General features: G+C 71.6%; 20 protein-coding genes. 7 read left to right on the top strand and 13 right to left on the bottom strand.

Annotation, left to right across the window (positions count from 1 at the left end):
• Positions 1-196: 196 nt before the first annotated feature.
• The 5 genes from AB0M08_RS30680 to AB0M08_RS30660 form a co-directional block, all read right to left on the bottom strand.
• Positions 197-1,330: a hypothetical protein gene (locus AB0M08_RS30680; protein ID WP_364500669.1), complete on the bottom strand. Its 1,134-nt coding sequence runs from the start codon at positions 1,328-1,330 to the stop codon at positions 197-199.
• Positions 1,331-1,418: 88 nt separating this feature from the next.
• Complete coding sequence (locus AB0M08_RS30675) at positions 1,419-2,132, bottom strand: hypothetical protein (RefSeq protein WP_364500666.1); 714 nt, start codon at positions 2,130-2,132, stop codon at positions 1,419-1,421.
• Positions 2,129-2,398 carry a DUF1778 domain-containing protein gene (locus AB0M08_RS30670; protein WP_364500664.1) on the bottom strand — a complete coding sequence of 90 codons (270 nt, stop codon included), beginning with the start codon at positions 2,396-2,398 and terminating at the stop codon, positions 2,129-2,131. Before AB0M08_RS30670 ends, AB0M08_RS30675 begins: the two co-directional genes overlap by 4 nt.
• 120 nt (positions 2,399-2,518) lie before the next feature.
• The gene (locus AB0M08_RS30665; RefSeq protein WP_364500661.1) at positions 2,519-2,938 is read right to left on the bottom strand and encodes a hypothetical protein; all 420 of its coding nucleotides are present in this window, start codon (positions 2,936-2,938) and stop codon (positions 2,519-2,521) included.
• Positions 2,939-3,239: 301 nt separating this feature from the next.
• Entirely contained in the window at positions 3,240-4,244 is a 1,005-nt protein-coding gene (locus AB0M08_RS30660) for an NADP-dependent oxidoreductase (RefSeq protein ID WP_364500659.1), read from the bottom strand.
• An 80-nt stretch (positions 4,245-4,324) separates the two neighbouring features.
• Here AB0M08_RS30660 and AB0M08_RS30655 point away from each other — a divergent pair, with 80 nt between their 5' ends.
• Both AB0M08_RS30655 and AB0M08_RS30650 read left to right on the top strand, forming a co-directional pair.
• Positions 4,325-4,885 carry a helix-turn-helix domain-containing protein gene (locus AB0M08_RS30655; RefSeq protein ID WP_364500656.1) on the top strand — a complete coding sequence of 187 codons (561 nt, stop codon included), beginning with the start codon at positions 4,325-4,327 and terminating at the stop codon, positions 4,883-4,885.
• 282 nt (positions 4,886-5,167) lie between these two features.
• Positions 5,168-5,638, top strand: a complete 471-nt coding sequence (locus AB0M08_RS30650) for a QsdR family transcriptional regulator (RefSeq protein WP_364500654.1) — start codon at positions 5,168-5,170, stop codon at positions 5,636-5,638.
• A 96-nt stretch (positions 5,639-5,734) separates the two neighbouring features.
• On the opposite strand, the gene AB0M08_RS30645 is transcribed toward AB0M08_RS30650, so the two are convergent.
• The 4 genes from AB0M08_RS30645 to AB0M08_RS30630 form a co-directional block, all read right to left on the bottom strand.
• Positions 5,735-6,595, bottom strand: a complete 861-nt coding sequence (locus AB0M08_RS30645) for an alpha/beta hydrolase (RefSeq protein ID WP_364500700.1) — start codon at positions 6,593-6,595, stop codon at positions 5,735-5,737.
• Between the two features lie 138 nt (positions 6,596-6,733).
• Positions 6,734-7,645: a sulfotransferase domain-containing protein gene (locus tag AB0M08_RS30640; RefSeq protein WP_364500651.1), complete on the bottom strand. Its 912-nt coding sequence runs from the start codon at positions 7,643-7,645 to the stop codon at positions 6,734-6,736.
• Positions 7,646-7,649: 4 nt separating this feature from the next.
• Positions 7,650-8,615, bottom strand: coding sequence for an AraC family transcriptional regulator (locus tag AB0M08_RS30635; RefSeq protein ID WP_364500648.1), 966 nt, complete (start codon positions 8,613-8,615; stop codon positions 7,650-7,652).
• A 24-nt stretch (positions 8,616-8,639) separates the two neighbouring features.
• A complete protein-coding gene (locus tag AB0M08_RS30630) occupies positions 8,640-9,593 on the bottom strand; it encodes an NADP-dependent oxidoreductase (RefSeq protein ID WP_364500646.1) in 954 nt (317 codons plus the stop codon).
• Positions 9,594-9,664: 71 nt separating this feature from the next.
• Here AB0M08_RS30630 and AB0M08_RS30625 point away from each other — a divergent pair, with 71 nt between their 5' ends.
• Complete coding sequence (locus tag AB0M08_RS30625; RefSeq protein ID WP_364500644.1) at positions 9,665-10,630, top strand: helix-turn-helix domain-containing protein; 966 nt, start codon at positions 9,665-9,667, stop codon at positions 10,628-10,630.
• A gap of 67 nt (positions 10,631-10,697) precedes the next feature.
• Positions 10,698-11,744: an NAD(P)-dependent alcohol dehydrogenase gene (locus AB0M08_RS30620; RefSeq protein WP_364500641.1), complete on the top strand. Its 1,047-nt coding sequence runs from the start codon at positions 10,698-10,700 to the stop codon at positions 11,742-11,744.
• A gap of 7 nt (positions 11,745-11,751) precedes the next feature.
• Here AB0M08_RS30620 and AB0M08_RS30615 read toward each other — a convergent pair whose 3' ends face one another.
• The 4 genes from AB0M08_RS30615 to AB0M08_RS30600 form a co-directional block, all read right to left on the bottom strand.
• Positions 11,752-12,504, bottom strand: coding sequence for a hypothetical protein (locus AB0M08_RS30615; protein WP_364500638.1), 753 nt, complete (start codon positions 12,502-12,504; stop codon positions 11,752-11,754).
• A 120-nt stretch (positions 12,505-12,624) separates the two neighbouring features.
• Positions 12,625-12,945: a hypothetical protein gene (locus AB0M08_RS30610; RefSeq protein ID WP_364500635.1), complete on the bottom strand. Its 321-nt coding sequence runs from the start codon at positions 12,943-12,945 to the stop codon at positions 12,625-12,627.
• Between the two features lie 10 nt (positions 12,946-12,955).
• Positions 12,956-14,290 (bottom strand): squalene monooxygenase, encoded by a 1,335-nt coding sequence (locus AB0M08_RS30605; RefSeq protein WP_364500633.1) that lies wholly within the window; start codon positions 14,288-14,290, stop codon positions 12,956-12,958.
• 116 nt (positions 14,291-14,406) lie between these two features.
• Positions 14,407-15,741, bottom strand: coding sequence for a cellulose-binding domain-containing protein (locus tag AB0M08_RS30600; protein WP_364500630.1), 1,335 nt, complete (start codon positions 15,739-15,741; stop codon positions 14,407-14,409).
• Positions 15,742-15,861: 120 nt separating this feature from the next.
• On the opposite strand from AB0M08_RS30600, the gene AB0M08_RS30595 reads away from it, so the two are divergent.
• The 3 genes from AB0M08_RS30595 to AB0M08_RS30585 all read left to right on the top strand — a co-directional run bounded on the left by AB0M08_RS30595 (position 15,862) and on the right by AB0M08_RS30585 (position 21,522).
• Positions 15,862-16,467, top strand: a complete 606-nt coding sequence (locus AB0M08_RS30595; protein ID WP_364500627.1) for a TetR/AcrR family transcriptional regulator — start codon at positions 15,862-15,864, stop codon at positions 16,465-16,467.
• 97 nt (positions 16,468-16,564) lie between these two features.
• Complete coding sequence (locus tag AB0M08_RS30590) at positions 16,565-19,297, top strand: MMPL family transporter (RefSeq protein ID WP_364500625.1); 2,733 nt, start codon at positions 16,565-16,567, stop codon at positions 19,295-19,297.
• Positions 19,298-19,302: 5 nt separating this feature from the next.
• On the top strand, positions 19,303-21,522 hold the full coding sequence (locus AB0M08_RS30585; protein ID WP_364500622.1) for a YhgE/Pip domain-containing protein: 2,220 nt from the start codon (positions 19,303-19,305) through the stop codon (positions 21,520-21,522).
• Positions 21,523-21,585: the final 63 nt, after the last annotated feature.

Genomic DNA, 21,585 nt, shown 5'->3' with positions numbered 1-21,585 from the left:
GGACACCGAAACCGCGTGGATCCACGCCGCCTACCGCCGCTACCTGGGACTTCAGCCGTTCCCCGCCACCCCGCGCCCGGACTGGACCTGGCCGGACTGAACCCCGGGACGGTCGCCCTGTTCCCGGGCCGGCGGCGATCGACAGACGCAACGTGAAGGAGCAGGTTGAGGCCGGATCTTGTCTTCTCGGTCGCATTCATTGCCGGGTGACGAATGCGGCGAGTCGTTCGCTGACGGGGCTGACCCGGGGGCGCGGCGGGCGGGCGTAGTAGCCGGGTTTGACCTCGCGCAGCAGCGTCTCGCCGTCGCGGTTCCAGTCGAACTTCGGTCGCTTCAGCAGCCGCCGGATGACGGTGGTCGCCTTGTCCGGGTCCCGCTCGGCCAGCCGCCGTATGACCATGGGTTCGACGCTGTCGTCGTGCAGATATTCCAGGGTGTGCTCACGCCAGAGCCGGCGCCGGAGCAGGTCCGGGTTGGCGAACGCCTGCTCGACGAGCCCGAACTCGGCGTAGAAGCCGATCCCGTCCGTCTTGTCGTAGATCAACGCGACCGTCTCGGAGTAGACCATGTCCTCCGGTAGGGTCACCGCGACTTCGGCCGGCGGGCCGTCAGGTTCGGGGCGGCCGAGGATCTCCTCGCGGCAGAACGCGTAGAAGCCGTTCAACCGATCTTGCGCCTGGTCACCGGGAAACACGACCAGATCGGCTCCGAAATGCTTGATGAACCGGTCCCGGTCGGTGCGCTGCTGCTTCCACGCCAGGTCCAGCTTCTCCGGGTTGCGGAACACCGCCTCCGGTGTGCGCAACGCCATGTCCATCGCCAGCCGGTAGGCGATGTTCCGGTCGGACTTTCGCAGCGGGGTGATCGGGCCCGAGAGCATCCACTCGTCGCCGACTCTCACGAGCCGGGCGATCAGGAATGACCCGCGCGGGGTGTGCCGGAAGATGCTCGGTCCCATGTTCGAGCGCACCCGGTAGGTCAGCTCGTCGACCAGGCTCTCCACGATCAGCGCCGGCCCGTCGCGGCGGATCACCTCGAACGGGCCCTGGACGACATCCTGCCAGCCCAACAGCATCTCCCGCTCCGTCTCGGGCAGCTCCGTGCGGGCGGCGACGAACTGCTCCACCACGGTCCGGCCGTTGGCCAGCTTGTGCTCCAGGATGAAGCAGTCCCACAGCAACATCCGCCGCTGCTCGTCGAGTTCCTCGATACCGTTGCCGTAGTGGTCGAGGAACTCGGACGCGGCCCGGTCATATCGGGGCTGCTGGGAGAACTTCACCAGATCACCCTTGAGCTCGCCAGCACGATCCAAGATCGCGGTATCCGCCATCGGGCGCATCTCCCACCATGAGTCCGATCAAAACGCGGGCAACCTTATCGACCGGCCTGGACGGCTTCACTCGCGCGGGTGACGGGGATCAGCTGTCGTGGAAGGGGTCACGGCCGATCGCTGCGATGATGGCTGCGCGCAAGCCGTCCTCGCTGAGTTCGGGCTCGTTCAGCGATTCCAACGCGGTTGCCACCGTTCCGAGTTCGGCCGCGGAGAGCACGACGGGAACTGTCGTCCCTTCGGGGGTGTCGAACACCAGCGAGATCAGCCGGCTGGCCGGGTCCGAGCTGACAGAGACCGTGCCGATGCCCAGCGCAGCCCGCGCTGTCGCGATGGTCATGACCAGCCGATGCGGGTTGTCCTTGACCGGGGTGAAGTCGTGATGCAGGTAAAACTTCGCAGCGTCGTCGTCCAGCGCGTCGACCACGATCAGGCGTCCGCCGCCGACGACTGCCGCACGTACGATCTTGTCAATCGCGTCGAAGAGCAATTCAGCGCCGAGCCCTTGACCACGCAGGCTCTGGTCAAGGGCGAGTCGCGCCAATAGGTAGGCCGGGATCACCGAGTAGCCGCCAGTCTGCGACCTTGTCAGCCCTTCCCGGACAACCTGCGTCGGCGCGATCGAGTAGTAGGCGCGTACGACGTTGGAGTTCTCGGCCGTCCAGACGTATGTCCTGGCTGTGCCTGCGTCGTGGGCGCGGCGGCTCTGCCCTGTCAGCCAGGTGTTCAATGGTTCTTTGCCGCAGTCGAAGCTGCTGAGGTCGTGCTGAGACCCGAGTTCACGGGAGATCCAAACAGTCACTCTCGGATGAACCGCCGTTCCCGGCGGGCCAGTCTGGTCAATGCCGGAGCGGCGGCCGGTTCGTCCAGCGACTGAAGAAGCTCGTCGAACTGCTTGGCCGGCATGATGGTGTGCTCACTGCGGGCCAGCACCCGGTCGGCTGCCGACGTCGCCGCGTCCAGCACGAACGCGGAGACCGATTTCTGCTCCCGCTCAGCTGCCTGAGCGATCTTTGCCCCACTGTCACGATCTGTCCGCATCTCAATGCGCTCAGTCTTCGTCGCCATCAGCCACCTCCACGACGAGTGTACGGCAGTTGTACGGCGCTCGGTAGGTTGCCGATCGGGGTGAAGCCGCGCCCGGCCAGCGCTTGACCGCGAGGCGCCGCGCGATCGCCGACCGGCGCTTTACGCAACACCCCAGGTAGACCAGTAAATCACCCAATCGCGTTCCCGCTCGGGTACGGGCTCGCCGCTGAGCACCGCGCTCATCGCCTCTGCGGCGTCTCTGCCGTGCCGGTCGGCGTACTTCTTGTAGGCCTCGTCGCACTCGATGTAGATCGCGCCGTTGATCAGGTGCGTGCGTACGGCGAAGCCGGTCCTTTGCCGGATGCGGGCGCGGACGGCCTTGCGAAGCTGGTCCTGCTGGTCGCCGGGTACGCCGTGAATCTCGGCGTACCCGTGCAGGTCGATGACGACGTCGGAGGCGAGTCGGGCTACCAAGGCCAGCCGGTCGTCGGGCTCCGGCTTCGAGAAGTGCCGGTCGATGAGGGCGAGGCAACGGCGACAGGTCGGCGCGAACGCCGTCCGGTCATAGCGACCGACCACTCCACCGTCACCGCCGACCATGACCGCCCACTGACGGCCGCACAGCGTCGTTTCGGACCATCGGGGGTCGAGAAGAGCGGCCTGGTCGCGAACGGGCCGGTGTTCGCCGGCGGGACATCCCACCCCGCTTCGGTAACTGGCAGGCTGTCTACCAGTGCAAACGCCGCTGGGTACTGGACGGAACCTGGCAACACGTCGCTGAGCGGCTACGCCTGAACGGCGGCCGGCGACCCCGACTGTGGACCGTCGGCATCGACTCCACCGTCGTCCGTGCTCACCGGCGCGCCGCCGGAGCCTGCCATCAACGCCCGGTCGGCATGGCCTGGTTCCCGGCCTGATTCGGGTGGTCGCCCGGCCGGAGTACGAGTTTGCCGTGCGGGTTGCCGGACAGGCTGAGCTCGACGGCGCTCCGCCATTCGTCCAGCGGGTACGTCCGGGCGATCGGCAGGTGGAACTCTCCTTCGGCGGTGAGGGCGGCGTACCGGGGCAGGAGGTCGGCCGTCGGGGTGACCTGTGCCGTCAGCTCGTCGATGTTGACGCGGGCGCCGAGTGACCGGGCCTCCTCGTGGTTGCTGATCGTCATCACCCGCTTCGGGTCGCCGCCGGCCAGGGTGATCAGGTGTGGCAGGGTCCCGGGACTGGGGCGCGGCGTGTCGAGCACGAGGTCGACGTCGTTGCCGCCGTTGAGTTCGCGGACGCGCTCGGGCATGCCCTCGCCGTAGCCGGTGACGCGGGCACCGAACTTCTCCAGGTCGGTGGCGAACGTGGGACCGGCGGTGGCGATCACGTGGAGGCCCCGGCGGAGGGCGACCTGCACGGAGGCGTAGCCGGCCATGCCGCCGGCGCCGTGGATCAGGAGCGTGCTCCCGGGCTGCGGATTCAGGATCTCGAGCGTCCACACCGCCGTCTGCACGACCATCGGTAGCGTGGCCGCCCGCACCGGGTCGAGGCCGTCCGGGACGGGGGACCAGTTGTTCAGGATGGCGTAGTCGGCCGCGCCGGCGCTGGGGTGGCCCACGAAATCGGCCGTACCGAAGACGACGTCACCGACCGTCACCGGCCGGCCGGGGTCGGCGCCGACGGCGTCCACGATGCCGGCCACGTCGCAGCCGATCCCGCGCGGCAGCGTTCCGGGCAGGAAACCCCGGCACAACTCCCAGTCGGCCGGGTTGAGGCCGGCGGCCAGCACCCGCACGCGGACCTGCCCGCTCGGCGGGTCGGCGATCTCGATGCGCTCCTCACGTAGGACGTCGATGGGTTCTCCGGTCCGGTGGAAACGGATGACACGGGACGCGACGGAAGACATGATCACTCCACTCGAGGTAGCGACAGTTACTGACGTTATTATGGGAAGTGTCAGTCACTGTCGTCAAGTAGCATGTGGTCATGCCGAGAAGTGGTGCCGCAGCGCGCGCGAGACTGCGGGAAGCGGCGTTGGAGCTGTACCGCGAGCGTGGCTACGACGCCACGACCACCGCCGAGATCGCCGCACGGGCGGGCGTCACCGAGCGGACGTACTTCCGGCACTTCGCCGACAAGCGCGAGGTGCTGTTCGACGGCGAGACGGAGCTGCGAGACGTCATGGTCGGCGCCATCGCGTCGGCCTCGGACGAAGTCTCCGCACTCTCCCTCGTCCTGGGTGCCTACACGGCGGCCATCCCGCTGTTCGTCGCCGGCCGGCCGACCGCCGAGCGCCGCGCCGGACTCATCGCCACCACACCCGCGCTCCGCGAGCGGGCCCAATCCAAGTCGGCGACGCTGACCGAGGCGCTGATCCAGGCCCTCGTGGAACGCCGCGTCGCCGAGCCCGCCGCCCGGCTGGCCGCGGGCGCCGGCGCCGTCGTCTTCGAGTACGCGAGCCGGGCATGGGACGGCACCACCGCCACCGGCCTCGCCGCGCTCATCACGCGGGCCACCGACGAGCTCCACGCCTTGACCACCCCGTGAGGGGGCGCCTCACGGGGTGGTCGCCGGCCCGCAGACCGCTCCGGCCGGCGACGTGAATCCCCGGCCCCGGCCGCGCTGAGTCTCGCGGGACACTCGAGAAGAAAAGCGCCGGGGACTCGTTGAGGGTTGGCGGCTCGTATTCGTGTGGTTAACATGCGTTCTCCGGTCGCTGTTCGTGTCGTGGTGAAGGGAGTCGATATGCCTGCCACGCGTCGCGTCATCGAATCCGGGGCGCTTCTGCGTGGGGCGGCGATGCATTTTCTAAAAAACTCCACCATCGACATGGAAATGCTCGCGGCGGAGATGACGATCAGCCGGGCCACGCTCTATCGGGCGGTCGGCAGCCGGGATGCCCTCCTCGGGGAGGTGTTCTGGGCGATCGGGCGGCTCTTCATCGAGGAGGCCGGCGGTGAGGCGGTCGGCGCCGGCGCGGACCGGGTGATCGACCTGTCCCGCCGCTTCGCCGAGCTCGTCGGCACCGCGCAGCAGCTCGAGCGGTTCGTGGCCGAGGAGCCGCAGACCGCGGCCCGGGTACTGATCACCGCGGCCACCGACGTACATCAGAGGGCTGTCGACGCTCAGGTGGAGATCTTTCTGAGCTGTGGCGTCACCGCCGGGGAGCAGGACCTTCGCCGGCGCGCCTACCTGTACGTCCGGCTGATGGAGTCGGTCGTCTACAGCCGCGTCCTCGGTATGGAGGAGATCGACTTCGAGGTGGCCGAACCGGCGCTGCGGGCCCTGCTCCCGGCGTGAGCCGTCCGCGAGCCGTTCGCGAGTCGGCCGTAAGCCGTCCGTAAGTCGGCCGCGAGACGGCAGTGAGGCGACCGTGAGACGTCAGTGCAAAAGCGGTCAGATCACGAAGTTGGCGCAGCTGCTCCGGTACTCCTCGACGGTCAGGCTCGCGCTCGGCCCGGGGCAGACGAACTGCTGGTAGCGGGTGTCGTTGTCGACGAAGAGCTTGACCCAGGAGATGGTGTACTTCGCGATCGTGGTGTTCGAGCTGTTCGGCGAGAAGTGCGTCGCGTTGTTCAGCTCCAGGTACGCCTTCCCCGGGCTGGCCGGCAGGCTGGTGTAGAACGGCTCGGCGTGCGTCGCGACCGGCGCCACGGTGTCCCCGTCCGCGCCCACCACCAGGGTCGGAACGGCGTTCCCGGTCCACGACTTGGTCAGGTTCCACGGGGTCAGCGCGATCGCCGCCTGCAGTGACGGTCGGCTGCGGGACGCCTCCAGGGTGCCGCCGCCGCCCATCGAGTGGCCGATCACCGCGACCCGGGTGGCGTCGATCCGGGTGCGCACGCTGCTCTGCCCGGTCAGGTAGTCGGCGGCGGCCAGCAGCTGGCGGCCCCGGCTGTCCGGCTGATCCGAAGTGGTCAGAGTGTCGATGTTGAACACGACGAAGCCCTGCGAGGCGAGCCGCGGCGCCAGCCAGGCCATGCTCGACTTGTAGGCGGTGAAGCCCGGCGCGATCACCACCGCGCCGAAGGTGCCCGAGCTGGTGCTGGTCGGGTAGTAGACGTCGCCACCGCCGAAGCCGCTGACCGTCAGCCGCGACACCGAGGTCTGCGAGATCGCGAACGGCCCGGTGCTCGCCTCGATGCTGCTGGTGGTCGGCGCCGGGCCCTTCGGGTACGCCGTGGTCGCCGCGCTCGCCGACGGAATGAGCGTGATCCCGGCTATCCCGAGCCCGACGGCGGCGATGGCGCTGATGATGACCGAACTGCGTTTCGCGGACAAAGTGTCCCCCTTGGAGAGCGAATGGAATGGCCCGTCTCCAAGGGATCTTTGAGGTTCCCGAGGTCTCCTAACAATGGCGCCGGGCGTTCGTGAGACCGCCGTCCGGACATCGCCTCACAAATGCGCGCCAATCCACTCGGGAATGGAAGCGCTCCCACCCCGCAGCCATTCGACCAGATCCGGCTTCGCAAGGCCCAAAAGCCTTTTCCGGTACGATTCCAGCCCGCTCTCACCGAGCACCTCGCTCCCGCTCCCGTTCACACCGCGGTGGAAGAACGCGGCCCGATCGCGCAGCGGCCCGACCGGGGCGAACACGTCCGCCCGCTCCTTGACCCGGGAGAAGCTCGCCGCCTCGACCAGCCCGGGCCAGGCGTCCTCCGGGATCGTGATGCCGAGGTGCGTGGCGATCCGGCGCATCCCGCCGTCGAGGTCCGCGACGAGATCGGCGTAGTGGACCAGCAGGACGTCCGGCCGGGTACGCCGTTCCCAGGACCGGGTGACGTGGTGGAGCACCCCCTGCAGGGTCTCGTTCCGGCCGTGTACGTCGTCCACCCGCTCCCCGGCCCAGGCCGCCACCCAGTCGGGAAGCGGGGGCAGGACCGGCTCCGGTACGTCGACCGAGAGCAGCCGGGAGAGCGCGACGGCGTCCAGGTTCCTCGTCTGGTGGTAGAACGACACGGCCACGTCGAGCGGGTCACGCGCTCCGGCGACGTACCGGAGACCGGTCTTCTCGGGAAGTCCGTCCAGTGGTGTGTGCGTCTTGAGGATGCGCCGGTGCCGCTGGCCGTCGAGGCGTTCCCGGACCGTCTCGATCGGCGTGAACGTCGCGTCGACCCACGGCGACAGCTCGCCCAGCCGCTCGGGGAGCTCGGCGGTCCGGAAGATCAGCAGCGCGCAGATCGTCTGGAGCCAGGTGGTCCCCGACTTGATCGGCGCGGTGACGACGATGTCGTCGGGCCGCAGGTTCAGGGCGTCCCAGCGAGCGCTGTCCTGCCGCGGGTTCCGGTAGCGAACGGTGGTGGTCATGGCACTACGGAATCAGCGGGCGCGCCCGACCACCATGATCCAGAGTGCCCGTTCCATGCTCGGACGTGCCGCCGTCCCGGCGGAGGTGACCGGGTTCCGGGCCGTGCTCGGGCATGCGGCCGTCCCGGCGGAAGTGGCCGGGTGCCAGGCCGTACTCGCGGCGGAAGGCGTGCGCGAAGGCGACGCCCGTGGAGTAGCCGACCCGGCGGGCGACGGCGTCCAGCGGCTGGTCGGTCTCCCGGAGCAGCCGGGCGCCGGTCGCCAGGCGCAGCCGGGTCAGGTACGTCATCGGCGGCGCGCCGACCGCGGCCGTGAACCGGCGGCTGAACGCACCCCGCGACATCCCGCAGGTCGCGCCGAGTCCCGCCGTGGTCCACACCCGCTGCGGCGCGCCGTGCAGGGCGTCCAGCGCCGGGGCGATCGCCGGGTCACCCACCGCCGGCCACGCGTCCACCCGGCGCAGCAGGTGCACCACGATCAGGTCGATCAGGGCCGCGCGGGTCACCCCGTCGCCGGGCCGGGCCCGGTCCACGTCCTGCGCGAGGAGGGACGCGAGACCGCGGAGCTGGTCGTCGCGGTGCGGGCGGACCACGACGACGTCGGGTAGCCGTTCCAGGAGCGGGTGCGGCGGCACCCGGCCCAGCCGGTAGACGCCGCAGAGGAACGCGAAGTCGACCGGCGATCCGTCCGGGTCGGGGATCTCCGTGACGTCGTGGAGGACGCCGGACTGGCCGGGCGCGTGGCTGAGGGTGTGCTCGGCGCCGTGTGGGACGAGCACGACGTCGCCGGGGTGGACGGCCGTCGGCGCGGTGCCCGCGGCGGTGACCCAGCCGTCGCCGGAGAGCACGACGTGGAAACCCGTACCGCTGAAGGGCGGGAAACGGACTCCCCAGGCCCCGCGCCGGCCGATCCGCCGCCCGTAGGCGTGCCCCGCCCGCAGCCCGCCCACCACGGCGTCGATGATGTCCATCGCGCCCGACCCTAACGCGGTCGGTCAGGCGACCCGCAGCACGACCTTGCCGCGCGTGTGGCCCCGCTCGGCCTCCCGGTGCGCCTCCGCGACCTCGGCGAGCGGCACCACCTCGGCGACCTCGACGGTGACCGCACCGCTCTCGATCAGCGCGGCGATCCGGGCCAGCGCCGGACCGTCCGGCTCCACCAGGAACGGCGTCACCCGGACTCCGGCCGCCGCGGCGGCGGTCGCCAGCTCCGGGGAGACTCCGGCCGGCACCGCGATCAGCAGACCGCCCGGCCGCAGCGTCCCCAGCAGTGGGGCGCCGTCGCCGACCAGGTCGAGCACCACGTCGACGTCGGCGACCGCCTTCTCGACGTGCCCGGTCGTGTAGTCGAGGACCTCGTCGGCGCCCAGCCCGGCGAGCCACTCCTGGTTGCGGGGGCCGGCCACACCGATCACGTACGCACCGAGGCCCTTGGCGAACTGGACCGCGAGATGCCCCACGCCGCCGGCCGCCGCGGTGATCAGCACACGCTGTCCGGGCCCGACGGCCGCGGTGTCGACCAGCGCCTGCCACGCGGTCAGCCCGGCCAGGGGAACCGCGGCGGCCTGCTCGAACGTGCTGCCCGCGGGCATCCGGGTGAAGTGGCGGGAGGGGGCGGTGACGTACTCGGCGTACCCGCCGCCGGCCCGCGGGAACCAGGGCATCCCGTAGACCCGGTCGCCGGGGGAGAGGGTGGTGACGCCGAAGCCGACCTCCTCGACCACCCCGGCCACGTCCCAGCCCAGGACGAACGGCGGCTCGCCGAGCACGCCGGCCATCCCGGTGCCGCCGCGGGTCTTCCAGTCGACCGGGTTGACGCCCGCGGCGTGCACCCGGACCAGCACCTCGGTGGGGAGCGGCGCCGGCCGGGGAACGCGTTCGACGGTGAGCACCTCCGGGCCACCGAAGGCGTGCTGGCGTACCGCGGTCATGGTGTCGTTCTCGCTCATGACAACGAGTCTCGATCGAGCGCCGATCGGCGAACAGTGGCTCGAATGACATTGTGCGTAAGATTCGTGCCATGGTTCATCGCGTGGTCGTCCTCGCCCTGGACGGGGTCATGCCGTTCGACCTCGGCATCCCGGCCCGAGTGCTCAACGAGGCGTACGCCCCCGGCGGCGAGCCGCTCTACACGGTGGTGACCTGCTCCCTCGACGGCGGGCCGGTGCGCACCAACGCGGGCTTCTCGATCCAGGTGCCGTACGGGCGGGAGGCGCTCGCCGGGGCCGACACCGTCGTGGTCGCCACCCAGGAGCCGTCCGCGGCCGCCCTCGCCACCGGGGAGTTCGACGCCGGGGCGATCGCGGCGCTGCGCTCGCTGCCCGAGGCCACCCGGGTGGTCAGCACCTGCACCTCGGCGTTCATCCTCGCCGCGGCCGGCCTGCTGGACGGGCACGCGGCCACCACGCACTGGTCGTTGAGCGACCGGCTCGCCGAGCTCTTCCCGGCCGTCGAGGTCCGCCCCGACGTGCTCTTCGTCGACGCCGGGCGGATCCTCACCTCGGCCGGGGCGGCGGCCGGCATCGACCTGTTCGTCCACATCGTCCGGACCGACCACGGTGCGACGATCGCCAACGACGCCGCCCGCCGCTGCGTGGTGGCGCCCTGGCGGGACGGCGGGCAGGCCCAGTTCATCGCGCACCCGACCCCGCCGGACTCGTCGGTCGGTACCGGGCCGACCCGGGCGTGGGCGCTGACCCGGCTGGACCGGCCGCTCACCCTGGCCGACCTGGCCGGGCACGCGACCATGACCAAGCGGACCTTCAGCCGCCGCTTCGTCGCCGAGGTGGGCGTGACCCCGCTGCAGTGGCTGATCGCGCAGCGCGTCGACCGGGCGCGCACCCTGCTGGAGACCAGCGACCTGCCGGTGGAGCGGATCGCCACCGAGTCCGGGTTCGGCAGCGCCACGCTGCTGCGCCAGCACATGCACGCGGTCCTGGGGGTCACCCCGCAGCACTATCGGCGTACGTTCCAGATCCGTCCATAAGCGGGGTGCGGGCACCGGCCGGCGGCGACGATGAGGGGGTGGGCCGACCGTCGGAGGGAGTGCAGCTGTGCGTGCTTTGCGTTTGATGTCGTGGAAGTCCGAGCCGGTGCTGACCGAGGTCGAACCGCCGGTCCCCGGGCCCGGGCAGGTCGTGGTCAAGATCGGTGGTGCCGGGGCGTGCCACTCCGACCTGCACCTGATGCACGACTTCGAGGAGGGCGCACTCGGCTGGGGCCCGCCGTTCACGCTCGGGCACGAGAACGCCGGCTGGGTGCACGCGGTCGGCGACGGGGTGACCGGGCTGTCGATCGGGGCGCCGGTCGCCGTCTACGGGCCGTGGGGCTGCGGCGACTGCCCACGCTGCCGGCAGGGTGTCGAGCCGTACTGCGAGAACCCGGGCGCCGCGCCCGCGCCGGGCGGTGGCGGCGGACTCGGCGTGGACGGCGGCATGGCCGAGTTCATGCTGGTCCACCACGTCCGGCACCTGGTGCCGCTGCCGGCCGGACTGGACCCCGTCAAGGCGGCTCCGCTGACCGACGCGGGTCTGACGCCGTACCACGCGATCCGGCGGTCCTGGCCGAAGCTCGCGCCGGGTAGCACCGCCGTGGTGATCGGGGTCGGCGGCCTGGGCCACGTCGGCGTGCAGATCCTCAAGGCCACCACGGCCGCCCGGATCATCGCCGTCGACAACCGCAAGGAGGCGCTCGAGCTGGCCGAGAAGTACGGCGCCGACCTGATGGTCCCCGCGGGCAGCGGCGCCGCCGACGAGATCCGCAAGGCCACGGACGGCCACGGTGCCGACGTGGTCCTGGACTTCGTCGGCGCGGACCCGACGATGGCCCTGGCCGCGTCGGTGGTCCGCCAGGTCGGCGACGTGACCGTCGTCGGCATCGGCGGCGGCACGCTCGCGGTGTCGTTCTTCTCCATCCCGTACGAGGCCAGCCTGCAGACCACGTACTGGGGCTCCCGCAGCGAACTCGCCGAGGTCCTGGACCTGGGCGCCCGCGGCCTGGTCACCCCGGAGATGGAGACGTTCACCCTGGACGAGGCCCTCGGCGCCTACCAGAGGATGCAGAAGGGCACCCTGCGCGGCCGCGCCGTGATCGTCCCCTGACGCGGGCTCAGGCGGCGCGGACCTTGACTGCGGTGTGGGCTGTGGTGGCCGGGGTGGGGAGGCCGCCGGTCAGGTCGGCGGCGTGGGCCGTGGCGTCGGCGAGTTCCCAGCCGAGGTCGTCGCGGGTACGGCGGGCCAGCTGGGCGTCGTGCCAGGCGGCCTGCTCGGCGGCGACGGCGCGGTGGTAGCGGTCGCCCAGGTACGCGATGCTGGCGCGCAGGACGGCGAGCTGCTGGTCGAACGGGTGCAGGCGGGGGTCCCAGCCGCGCCCGGCGGCCGCGTCGGTGATGGCCGGGAAGCCCAGCTCGCCGCGCTCGACGGCCTCGGCCACCGCGCGGTGCATCCAGCGCTCGCGGTCGGCGTACTCGGTCGGGCTCTGCGCGGTGCGGGGCTTGGCGTACGCGGCGGCTCCGTGCGCCCGGTCCAGCCGGTCCTGCGCGTCCTGCCAGTCCTGCCAGCGGGACTCGACCTCGCGCCCGGCCTCCTCCCAGCGCTGCTGCCAGCGGTCGGCCGCGTGGTGCGCGCGCTCGGCGACCACGTGCAGCTCGGCCGCGTACCGGACCTGCTCCTCGGCGGCGGCCTGGCGCTCCCGGCGCTGCTCGCCGATGCGGCGGGCCATGGTCATCGCCTGCTTGACGGTCAGGCGCGGGTGGCGTACGCCGTACGGGCTGGCGAGGACGACGACGGCGGGGACGGCGAGGAGCAGGAGGAGGGCCCAGATCGCGGTGCCGGCGGCGGACTGGTCGAAGAACGTGTTCATGACAGAGTCTTCCCAACGAGTCTCGTGGAGTGGCCACGCGGTGGCCGAGGGGTGATCCGTTTCGGGCCCGGGGGGCTCCGAACAGGTGCTGGCTGCCGTCCGGGAGGAGACGGGCTCAGATCACGCGAGACTGGCCGGGGGAGCGCGGGACCCGCTGGCCCGCACGGTCGCCTGAGCGGGCGCCGCCTGGGTGGTGTCGGAGACCGCGGGTGCGCCCGCCACGTCGTCGACGGGCGGGACCGGGTCAGGGTCGGGCTCGGCCACCTCGTCCGGTGACGGGGTGGCGGTCTGTCCGATGTGTGCCGCCGCGATCGAGGCGCGGCTGGTGGCGGGCTCCGCGGAGCCGGCGGTGAAGGGCAGCACGGCGAAGCCGGAGAGCAGCAACGCGAGCAGGGTCGGCAGCGTCCGGCGCAGCAAACCGCGCACGATGATCGTTGCCATGCGGTGCAGTCTACCGACTCTCGTTGATCTCGCATCCCGGCCCGTACGGAATGTGAGCCGTGCCAAAGGGCGCGGGTGTCGCGCGTGGTGCGGCCCGCAGGACCCGCAGCAGACGGCCCGGCGCGAGCAGGTGGGTCGGCTCGGCGAGCATGTTGGACACCCGGAGGAAGGCCGCGCCGAGCGCCGGGTCCACCGAGGCGGCCGCCCTGTACCGGGTCAGATAGCCGTTGAGCACCCGGTCCAGCACCCCACGGCGGCCCACCACCTCGGGGAAACGGAGATCGCCGCCGACCGCCAGCGACCACGGAGTCCGCAGCAGCCGGGCCGCCTCGGCGAAGTACCGCTTCGCGTCGGTCGCGGTGATACCGGCCATGACCTGCGCCTCCAGCGCCGCGACGGTGACGCCCTGGCCGTAGATCGGATTGAAGCTGCAGAGCGCGTCGCCGATCGCCAGGAATCCCTCGGGGAGCCGGGGCAGCCGCTCGTAGTGGTACCGGACGCTCGCCGGGTACCGCATCCGCACCGGTTCGTCGAGCGGCTCCGCGGTTCGCAGGAAGTCCGCGATCTCGGTGCCGGGCAGCGACTCGGCGAACGCGAGGATGCCGGCGTCGTCGGTCGGCGGCTCGTCACCGAGCATGCCGGCGAGGAGGACCACGATCCGGTCACCCTCCTGCCTGATGATCACGCCACTGCGCGGCATCGTGGGGTACGGCGTGACGACGACCGCGAACACGTCCACGCCGGGTGCGGCGCGGTAGTGGCGTGTCATGTAGACGACGTCGGTCCGGATGGTGCTGGTGGGCACCTCGCCGTACCCGAAATCGCGAAGCCAGAGTGGGAAGCGCGACGCGCGCCCGCCGGCGTCGACCACGATGTCGGCCGCGATCTCACCCCGTCGCGTGCGGACGCCGCGCACCCGGCCGTCGTGCAGCAGGCCGACGACCTCGCTGCCGGCGGCGATCCGGACGTTGGGCAGGGCGCGGACCCGTTCGCGGATCAGGTGTTCGAGCAGCGGGCGGGTCGGGCCGAAGACCGAGATCGGCGATGGCGCCCGGCGCATCGGGTAGCCGTCGAGGTACCACTGGCAGCCGTCGTGCGCGTCGTCCTCCGGCACCCCGGCCGTGCGCATCTCGTCGAGGAAACCGGGGAAGAGTTCGTCGAGTGCCGCCCCGCCGCGGGCCAGGAGCGCGTGTGCCTGACGGCTCTGCGGTACGCCCCGGCGCGCCTTCGCGGTCTCCGGCAGGATGTCCCGGTCGAGGACGAGGACCCGGTCGAACGAGGAGTGCAGGGCGCGGGCGGCGAGGAGCCCGCCGATGCTCGCGCCGGTGACGACCGCCTGTCTCATAGCCGTTTTCTACTATCGCGGCATTTCGGGCCGGGCGGGCTCGGCCGAACTTTCAGGCACCCGGGTGACGGGCCGGGCGCGTGGCCACCCTGGTCGTGACCGCGCGCCCGGGGCGATCAGAGCCCGTATCGGCTCTTCAGGTGACGCCAGAAGTCGCGGAACATCCACTTGTCGAAGTCGGTGATCTGGGTGGCGCTGCCGGCCATCATCAGGAAGCCGGCCGTGCCGTTCAGCGGGTCCCAGTCGTAGAAGTCGTCCAGACCGTACGTGTGACCCATCTCGTGCAGCAGGATGTGGATGTTCTCGGTGGTCAGGTTGCTCATGAAGTACTCCGAGCCGATCCGCTGACCCCAGTCGCCGCCGGCGCCGCCCTCGAAGCCCTCGGTGAGCCAGAGCGAGTTGTCGTAGTGGTGCGACGCGCCGCCCGGGCATCCGGAGTAGTCGGCGTCCTGGTGGAAGAAGCGACCGCACGGTTCGCCGCACTGCGGGGCGTCCTCGTTGATGTCGTTGACGTAGACGTCCACCGAGTCGTCGGTCCACTCCAGCTGGGAGCGGTCGCGGACGGCCCAGCCGACCACCTTCACCGCGACGTCCCGGTACGGCCAGCCGTCCCAGCCCTGCCCGTCGTCGAGCATGGCGTCCATCCACTTCTGGTACTGCTTCTGCAGCGCGGTCTGTACGGCGTCCCGCTGCGTTGCGGTGACCTGACCGTCGTCGTCCCAGCGCACGCAGTAGTTGATCGTGCCGCCGTTCGCCATGATCTGGTCCCAGCCGTAGTTCTTGAAGCCGTAGAGGTCGCTGTACGTCGACTCCTCGTGCTCCCAGACCGCGGCGAGCGGCTCGACCAGGGTGGACGGTGGATTCCACGGGTCGGCACTCGTGGAAGCCGACGCCGACGCCGACGCCGACGCCGACGCCGACGCCGACGCCGACGCCGATGCCGACGCCGATGCCGACGCGGAGGCCGAAGCCGAAGCGGACGTGGACGCCGATGCGGATGACGACGGCGTGACGGTGCTTCCGGTGCACTTCGTGCCGTTGATCGAGAACGACGTCGGCACCGGGTTGCCGGCGCCCACGGTCCCGGTGAAGCCGACGTCGACCTTGGCGCCGGTCGCGATCGACCCGTTCCACGCCGCGTTGGTCGCGGTGACCGTGGTGCCGCTCTGCGTCCAGGTGCCGCTCCAGCCCTGGGTCAGCTTCTGGTCGGCGGCGGGGAAGTCGAAGACCAGGCTCCACGCCGTGATCGGGTCACCCAGGTTGGTCAGCGTGACCGAGCCCTGAAAACCGCCGGACCACTCGTTGGTCACCCGGTAGTCGACGCCGCAGCCGGTCGCGGCGAGCGCCGGCTTGAGTACGGCGACGGTCGAGGTCGCGGCCAGCATGCAGGCGCCGATCCAGAGGAGGCGCCGCTTCGTCGGCGAGGGTGGCCGCCGGTGGAGTGAGGACATGTCTGGCCCTTCCGCATGGTGGGGGGTTCATGCGACTTCTTCAGTGTCGCGGGAAGGCGGAAAGGTTGCTTGGGAGCGCGCCCAAATATTTTTCCGGGCTCTTCGCACTAAGGTTTCGGCATGACCGCCAGACGCCGGGATGCCGAGGAGAACCGGGAGCGGATCCTCCGCGCCGCGCGTGACCTGCTGGCCCGTCAGCCCACGGCCAGCATGGACGACGTGGCCCAGGCCGCCGGTGTCGTCCGGCGCACGGTCTACGCCCACTTCCCGACCCGGGACGCGCTGCTCGACGGGCTGGCCGATCAGGTCTCGGCGCACCTGCTCGGCGCGCTCGGGCGTACCGATAGATCGGCTTTGGACCCTGAGGTGGCCCTCGCCGACTTCGCGCTCACCGTCTGGGCCGTCGGGGCGGAGTATCGCCTGCTCATGACGCTGGCCGAGGCGGATCTGGGCGCGGCCGGGCTGCGGGAGCTGCTCGCGCCGATCCGTGCGCAGGCGCTGGAGTTGCTGCGGCGGGGGCGGGCGACCGGCCGGTTCGCCACGCATCTGCCGCCCGAGGTGCTCACGTCGGCGCTGCAGGGGCTGACCCTGTCGCTGGTCCAGTCGGTGAACGACGGGCTCTGGCCGGACGACGGCACGAGGGCCGCGGCGGCCGTGCTGATCGCGGCGGGCCTGCCGCCCGAAGATGCCGAAACAGCCGTAGAGCAGGCCAAAAAGACTTCGTAAGTTGCACATGGATGAGTAGATAGCTAACGTGCACACGCTTGTGCAGTTTGGCTAGTGGCGCCGCGTGCCGTGGCGCCACCTCGAAGGGGGCACCCCCGTGTCTTCCGCTCTCCATCGTCTGGCCGTCTCCGTCGTACGCCACCCCGGCCGTACCCTCACCGCCTGGCTGCTCGCCGTGGTCCTGCTGGCCGGCGGCGGGCTGCTGATCTCCCGCGGCACCGACGACGCGTTCACCATCCCCGGCTCCGGGTCGCAGACCGCCCTGGACACCCTGAAACGTGTCTTCCCCGAGGTCAGCGGCTCCTCGGCGCAGATCGTCGTCACCGGCGTGAACCCGCGCGGCGCGGCGGCGAGGAGCGCGATCGAGGACGCCGTCACCCGCGCGGCGACGCTCGACCAGGTGATCGGGGTGATCTCCCCGTTCGACGACCGCTTCCGGGGGAACGTCACCGCGCGGGCGGCGCTGATCACGGTGCAGTTCGACGTCGCTTTCATGGACGTCACCGCGACGACCAAGGCCGCGGTCGACGAGCTCGGTTCCGCCCTGGCGGAGCGCCTTCCGGCCGCCCGGGTCCAGGTCGGGGGTGACGCGTACGCCGACCGGGTGCCGAAACCGACCCCGACAGAGGGGCTGGGGCTCCTGGTCGCCCTGATGGTGCTGCTGGTGACGTTCGGCTCACTGATCGCGGCGGGGATCCCGCTGCTGACCGCGGTGCTCGGCGTCGGCCTGTCGGTCGGCCTGCTCTACGGCGCCACGGCGGTCGGCACGGTCCCGTCCACGGCGGTGACCCTGGCGATGATGCTCGGCCTGGCGGTGGGCATCGACTACGCGCTCTTCATCCTCTCCCGTCACCGTGACCAGTTGCGCGCCGGCCTGGCGATCGGGGACTCCATCGCGCGAGCGGTCGCCACGGCCGGTTCCGCCGTGGTCTTCGCCGGTCTCACGGTGGTGATCGCCCTGGTCGGCCTGGTGGTGGCGGGTATTCCGTTCCTCACCACGATGGGTCTGTGCGCGGCGTTCGCGGTCGCCGTCGCGGTCCTGATCGCCATCACGCTGATCCCGGCCCTGCTGGCGATCTCGGGTGAGCGCCTGCGTCCCCGCCTGCGCCTGCGTCCCCGCCTGTGGCCCCGCCTGCGCCTGCGCACCCACTCTGTCGGTCGACAAATGCGCTTAAAAACTGAGAAATCGGGCAGACCTGGAGGCGATGGGTGGGCCGGGTTCTGGGTGCGGGCAGCGACCCGGAAGCCCGTGGTCACCATCGTTCTGGTGCTGGTCGGACTGGGGGTGCTGGCGATTCCGGCCGGGGAGCTGAGGTTGGCGCTCCCGGACGGGGCCAGCGAGGTGGCGGGTAGTCAGGCCCGGGAGACGTACGACGTCATCACGCGGGAGTTCGGGGCCGGGTACAACGGTCCGCTGCTGGTCACCGTGGAGATCATCGGGTCACACGATCCGGTGGGGCTGATGGATCGGCTCGGTGCGGAGATCGCGGACGTGCCCGGTGTGGCGCTGGTGCCGATATCCACACCCGATCCACAGGCCGAGATAGGGATCGTCCAGGTCATTCCGGACAGCTCGCCGGACTCGCAGGCGACCGCGGACCTGGTCGCGCGGCTGCGGGCGCTGGAGCCGCACCTCTACGCGGAGTATCACGTGCACACCGCGGTCACCGGCATCACCGCGGTCGGCGTGGACGTCTCGGCGCGGCTCGGCGGGGCGCTGATCCCGTTCGGCCTGCTGGTGGTCGGGTTGTCGCTGGTGCTGTTGACCATGGTGTTCCGGTCGGTGGCGGTGCCGATCAAGGCGACGGCGGGCTACCTGCTCTCGGTGGGCGCGGCGTTCGGGGTGACCGCCCTGGTCTTCCAGCGGGGCTGGCTGGCCGGCGCCCTCCACGTCACCCACACCGGGAGCGTGATCAGCTTCCTGCCGATCATCCTGATGGGCGTCCTCTTCGGCCTGGCGATGGATTACGAGGTCTTCCTGGTCTCCCGGATCCGCGAGGAGTACGTGCACACCGGCGACGCCCGGCACGCGATCGACGCCGGTTTCCGGGCCTCCGCGCCGGTCGTGGTCGCGGCCGCGGTGATCATGTTCGCGGTCTTCGCGGCATTCGTACCGGAGAGCGGGGCGACCGTGAAGCCGATCGCGCTGAGCCTGGCGGCCGGGGTCTTCGTGGACGCGTTCCTGGTGCGGATGACCCTGGTCCCGGCGGTGCTCGCGCTGCTCGGCGACCGGGCCTGGCGACTGCCGGCGAGCTGGGACCGGGCCCTGCCCTCGTTCGACGTCGAGGGCGAGGGGATCACCCGCGAACTGGCCCTCGCCGACTGGCCGGAGGAGCGATCACGAACGGTCGTGGCGGCCGACGACTTCACCGTCACCGACCGGGCGGGGCGGCCGCTCTTCGCGCCGTGCCGGCTGCGGATCGAGCCGGGTGCGACGGTACGGATCACGGGAGATCCCCGGGTCACGAGCGCACTGCTGTACGCCGTCGGCGGACGGGCGACCGGAATCCGGGGGCGGGCGAAGACCCTCGGGCACGTGCTGCCGCAGCGGGCGGCGGGCGTGCGCGCGAGAGCCGTGCTGGTCAGATGCGCGGAGCTCGCCGAACCCGGCCCGGCCATCGTCGAGGCGGCGGCCCTCGAGCCGGAACTGCTGCTGGTGGAGGGCGTGGATCACGTCCTCGACGGTGATGCGAAGCGTGCCGTGCGAGCGAGCCTCGAGGCCGTCGCGGCGCGCGGCACCACGGTGATCGTCACCGGTCACGACCACGATCCGGACTTCCCGGTCACCGAAGAGCTGACGCTCGGGCACGCGGAGGCGGTCGCGCAATGAGGACGATGAGTGCTGTTCTGCTGGTTCCGGTGCTGGCGGTGGGGGTGCTGCTCGCGGCCTTCCACGCGCCGGCTGATCAGCTCCAGACAGTGACCGCGGCCGTGGTCAACGGGGACGAACCCGTCGAGCGGGATGGGCAGACGATTCCGCTCGGCCGGGAACTCGCGGCCGAGCTGGTCGCCCACGAGGGGGACGGCTACCACTGGATCCTCACCGACGCGGCGGACGCGCGGGCGGGGCTCGCGTCCGGGGCGTATCGGGTGACGGTCACGATCCCGGCGAACTTCTCGAAGGCCGCCATCTCCACCGGCGACGACGACCCCTCGGCCGCCGAGCGGGCCCGCGTCGACGTCACCGCCTCGCGGACCGCCGCCGGCGTGGATCCCGTGGTCAGCCGGACGATCACCGACGCCGCCGTCACCGCGCTCAACCACACCGTCGTCGCGACGTATCTGGACAATGTGTACCTGGGCTTCACCACCCTGCACGACCGGCTCGGCGAGGCGGCCGACGGCGCCGGCGACCTCGCCGGCGGTGCCGATCAGCTCGCCGACGGCAACAGCCGGTTGGTGGTCGGCCTCGGTCAGCTCGCCGACGGCAGTGTCGCGCTTTCCGACGGTACGGCGAGTCTCCGCAGCGGTGCCGGCCGACTCGCCCGCGGCACCGCCGACCTGAGCGACGGCGCTTCCCAGCTCGCCACCGGAACGGCGAGCCTGGCCACCGGTGCCGACCAGCTCGCGACCGGTGCTGATCAGCTCGCCGATGGCACCGGCCAGCTTTCGACCGGCCTGAGCGCCCTGCGGAAGAGCACCGCCGACCTCCCCGGACAGACCCGGCGGCTGGCCGACGGCGCCGATCAGGTGGCCGACGGCAACGAGCAGCTCGCCGACACCGTGGTCCCCCTCGCGAACCGGGTGGTGACCGGCATCGACGCGCTGCCCGACCTCACCGAGCAGGCCGAAAACGCCCGTGACCTGGCTGAACAGTGCGAGACCCCGGTGGAGGTCTGTCAGCGGCTCCGGGACCGGGCCGATCGTCTGGTCGAGGCCGCCGAACGGGGCGAGAGCGCCAGGGACGACGTGCGCGGCCAGGTGATCGAGGTGCGGGACGGCATCGCGGACCTGGCCGTCGGCAGCCGCCAGGTCGCCGACGGCACCGCCGAGCTGGCCGACCAGACCCCGGCGCTGGTGTCCGCGATCGACCAAGCGGCGACCGGCGCGTCCACGCTGGACACCGCGGCCGGGAGGCTGGCCGACGGTGCCGGCGACCTGAGCACCGGTGCCGACCAGGCCGCGTCCGGTGCCGCCGCGCTGCGCGACGGAACCCGGCAGTTGACGAAGGGCGCGGACCAGCTGGCCGACGGTGCCGCCCAGGCCGCGGAGGGCGCGGAGCAGTTGAGTGACGGTGCCGGCCGGGCGGACGATGCGGGCAGGCAGCTCGCGGACGGCTCCCGCACGCTCGCCGACGGCGCGGACGACCTGGCCGGCGGGCTGGCGGACGGCCGTGACCAGGTGCCCACCTACACCGACGAGGAACGGGAGCACCTGACCGACATCGCGGCCACCCCGGTCGCCGCCACCGAGCACGGTTTCGGCGACGTCGGCGGCCTCGCCGCGGCCCCGATCATCGTGATCACCCTCTGGCTCGGAGCCCTCGCGATCCTGCTGACCAACCCGGCGGGGGCGAACCCGCTGACCTGGCGCGGGGCCACCTGGCGGCTGGTCCTGGCCGGACTGCGCCGCCCGGTCCTCCTCGGCCTCGCCCAGGCCGTGGTGATCACCGCGACCGCCGAGGCGTTCCTGCGGCTCGGCCCGGTGCACGCGCTGGCCCTGCTCGCCGTGGACGGCCTGATCAGCGTGGTCTTCGTGGTGGTCACGACCGCGCTGGTGACCGCGTTCGGCGACCTCGGCCGGTTGATCTGCGGGCTGGTGCCGGCGGTCGCGCTCGCCAACGCGGTGGTCTCCGGCGTGCCGGGCGCGGTCGCGACGGCCGGTTCCTACCTGCCGACACACGGCCCGGTCCTGGCCGTCCGTGCGCTGACCGCGCACGCCGGCCTGGGCGGCACCGGCGTCGGCCTGACGCTCGGCTGGCTCGCGCTGGGTTCGACGGCCCTGCTGATGGCGACCACCGCCCAGCGAACGGCCCGGCCGGTACGCCGGGAATCGGTACGCCCGGACCCGGTACGCCGGGGGCCGGCCGGGGTCTTCGGGTTGCGGAGCGGGTGACCGCGCGTCGAAGCGGCCGGGGCTCTCGCACGGCGGCGCCGGCTCCGTCCGGGTGGCCGGGAA

The organism is Actinoplanes sp. NPDC051851 (assembly GCF_040681165.1).
Taxonomy (GTDB): domain Bacteria; phylum Actinomycetota; class Actinomycetes; order Mycobacteriales; family Micromonosporaceae; genus Actinoplanes.
Note: the sequence above shows the minus strand (reverse complement) of the source record. Positions and strands in the feature narration are given on the sequence as shown.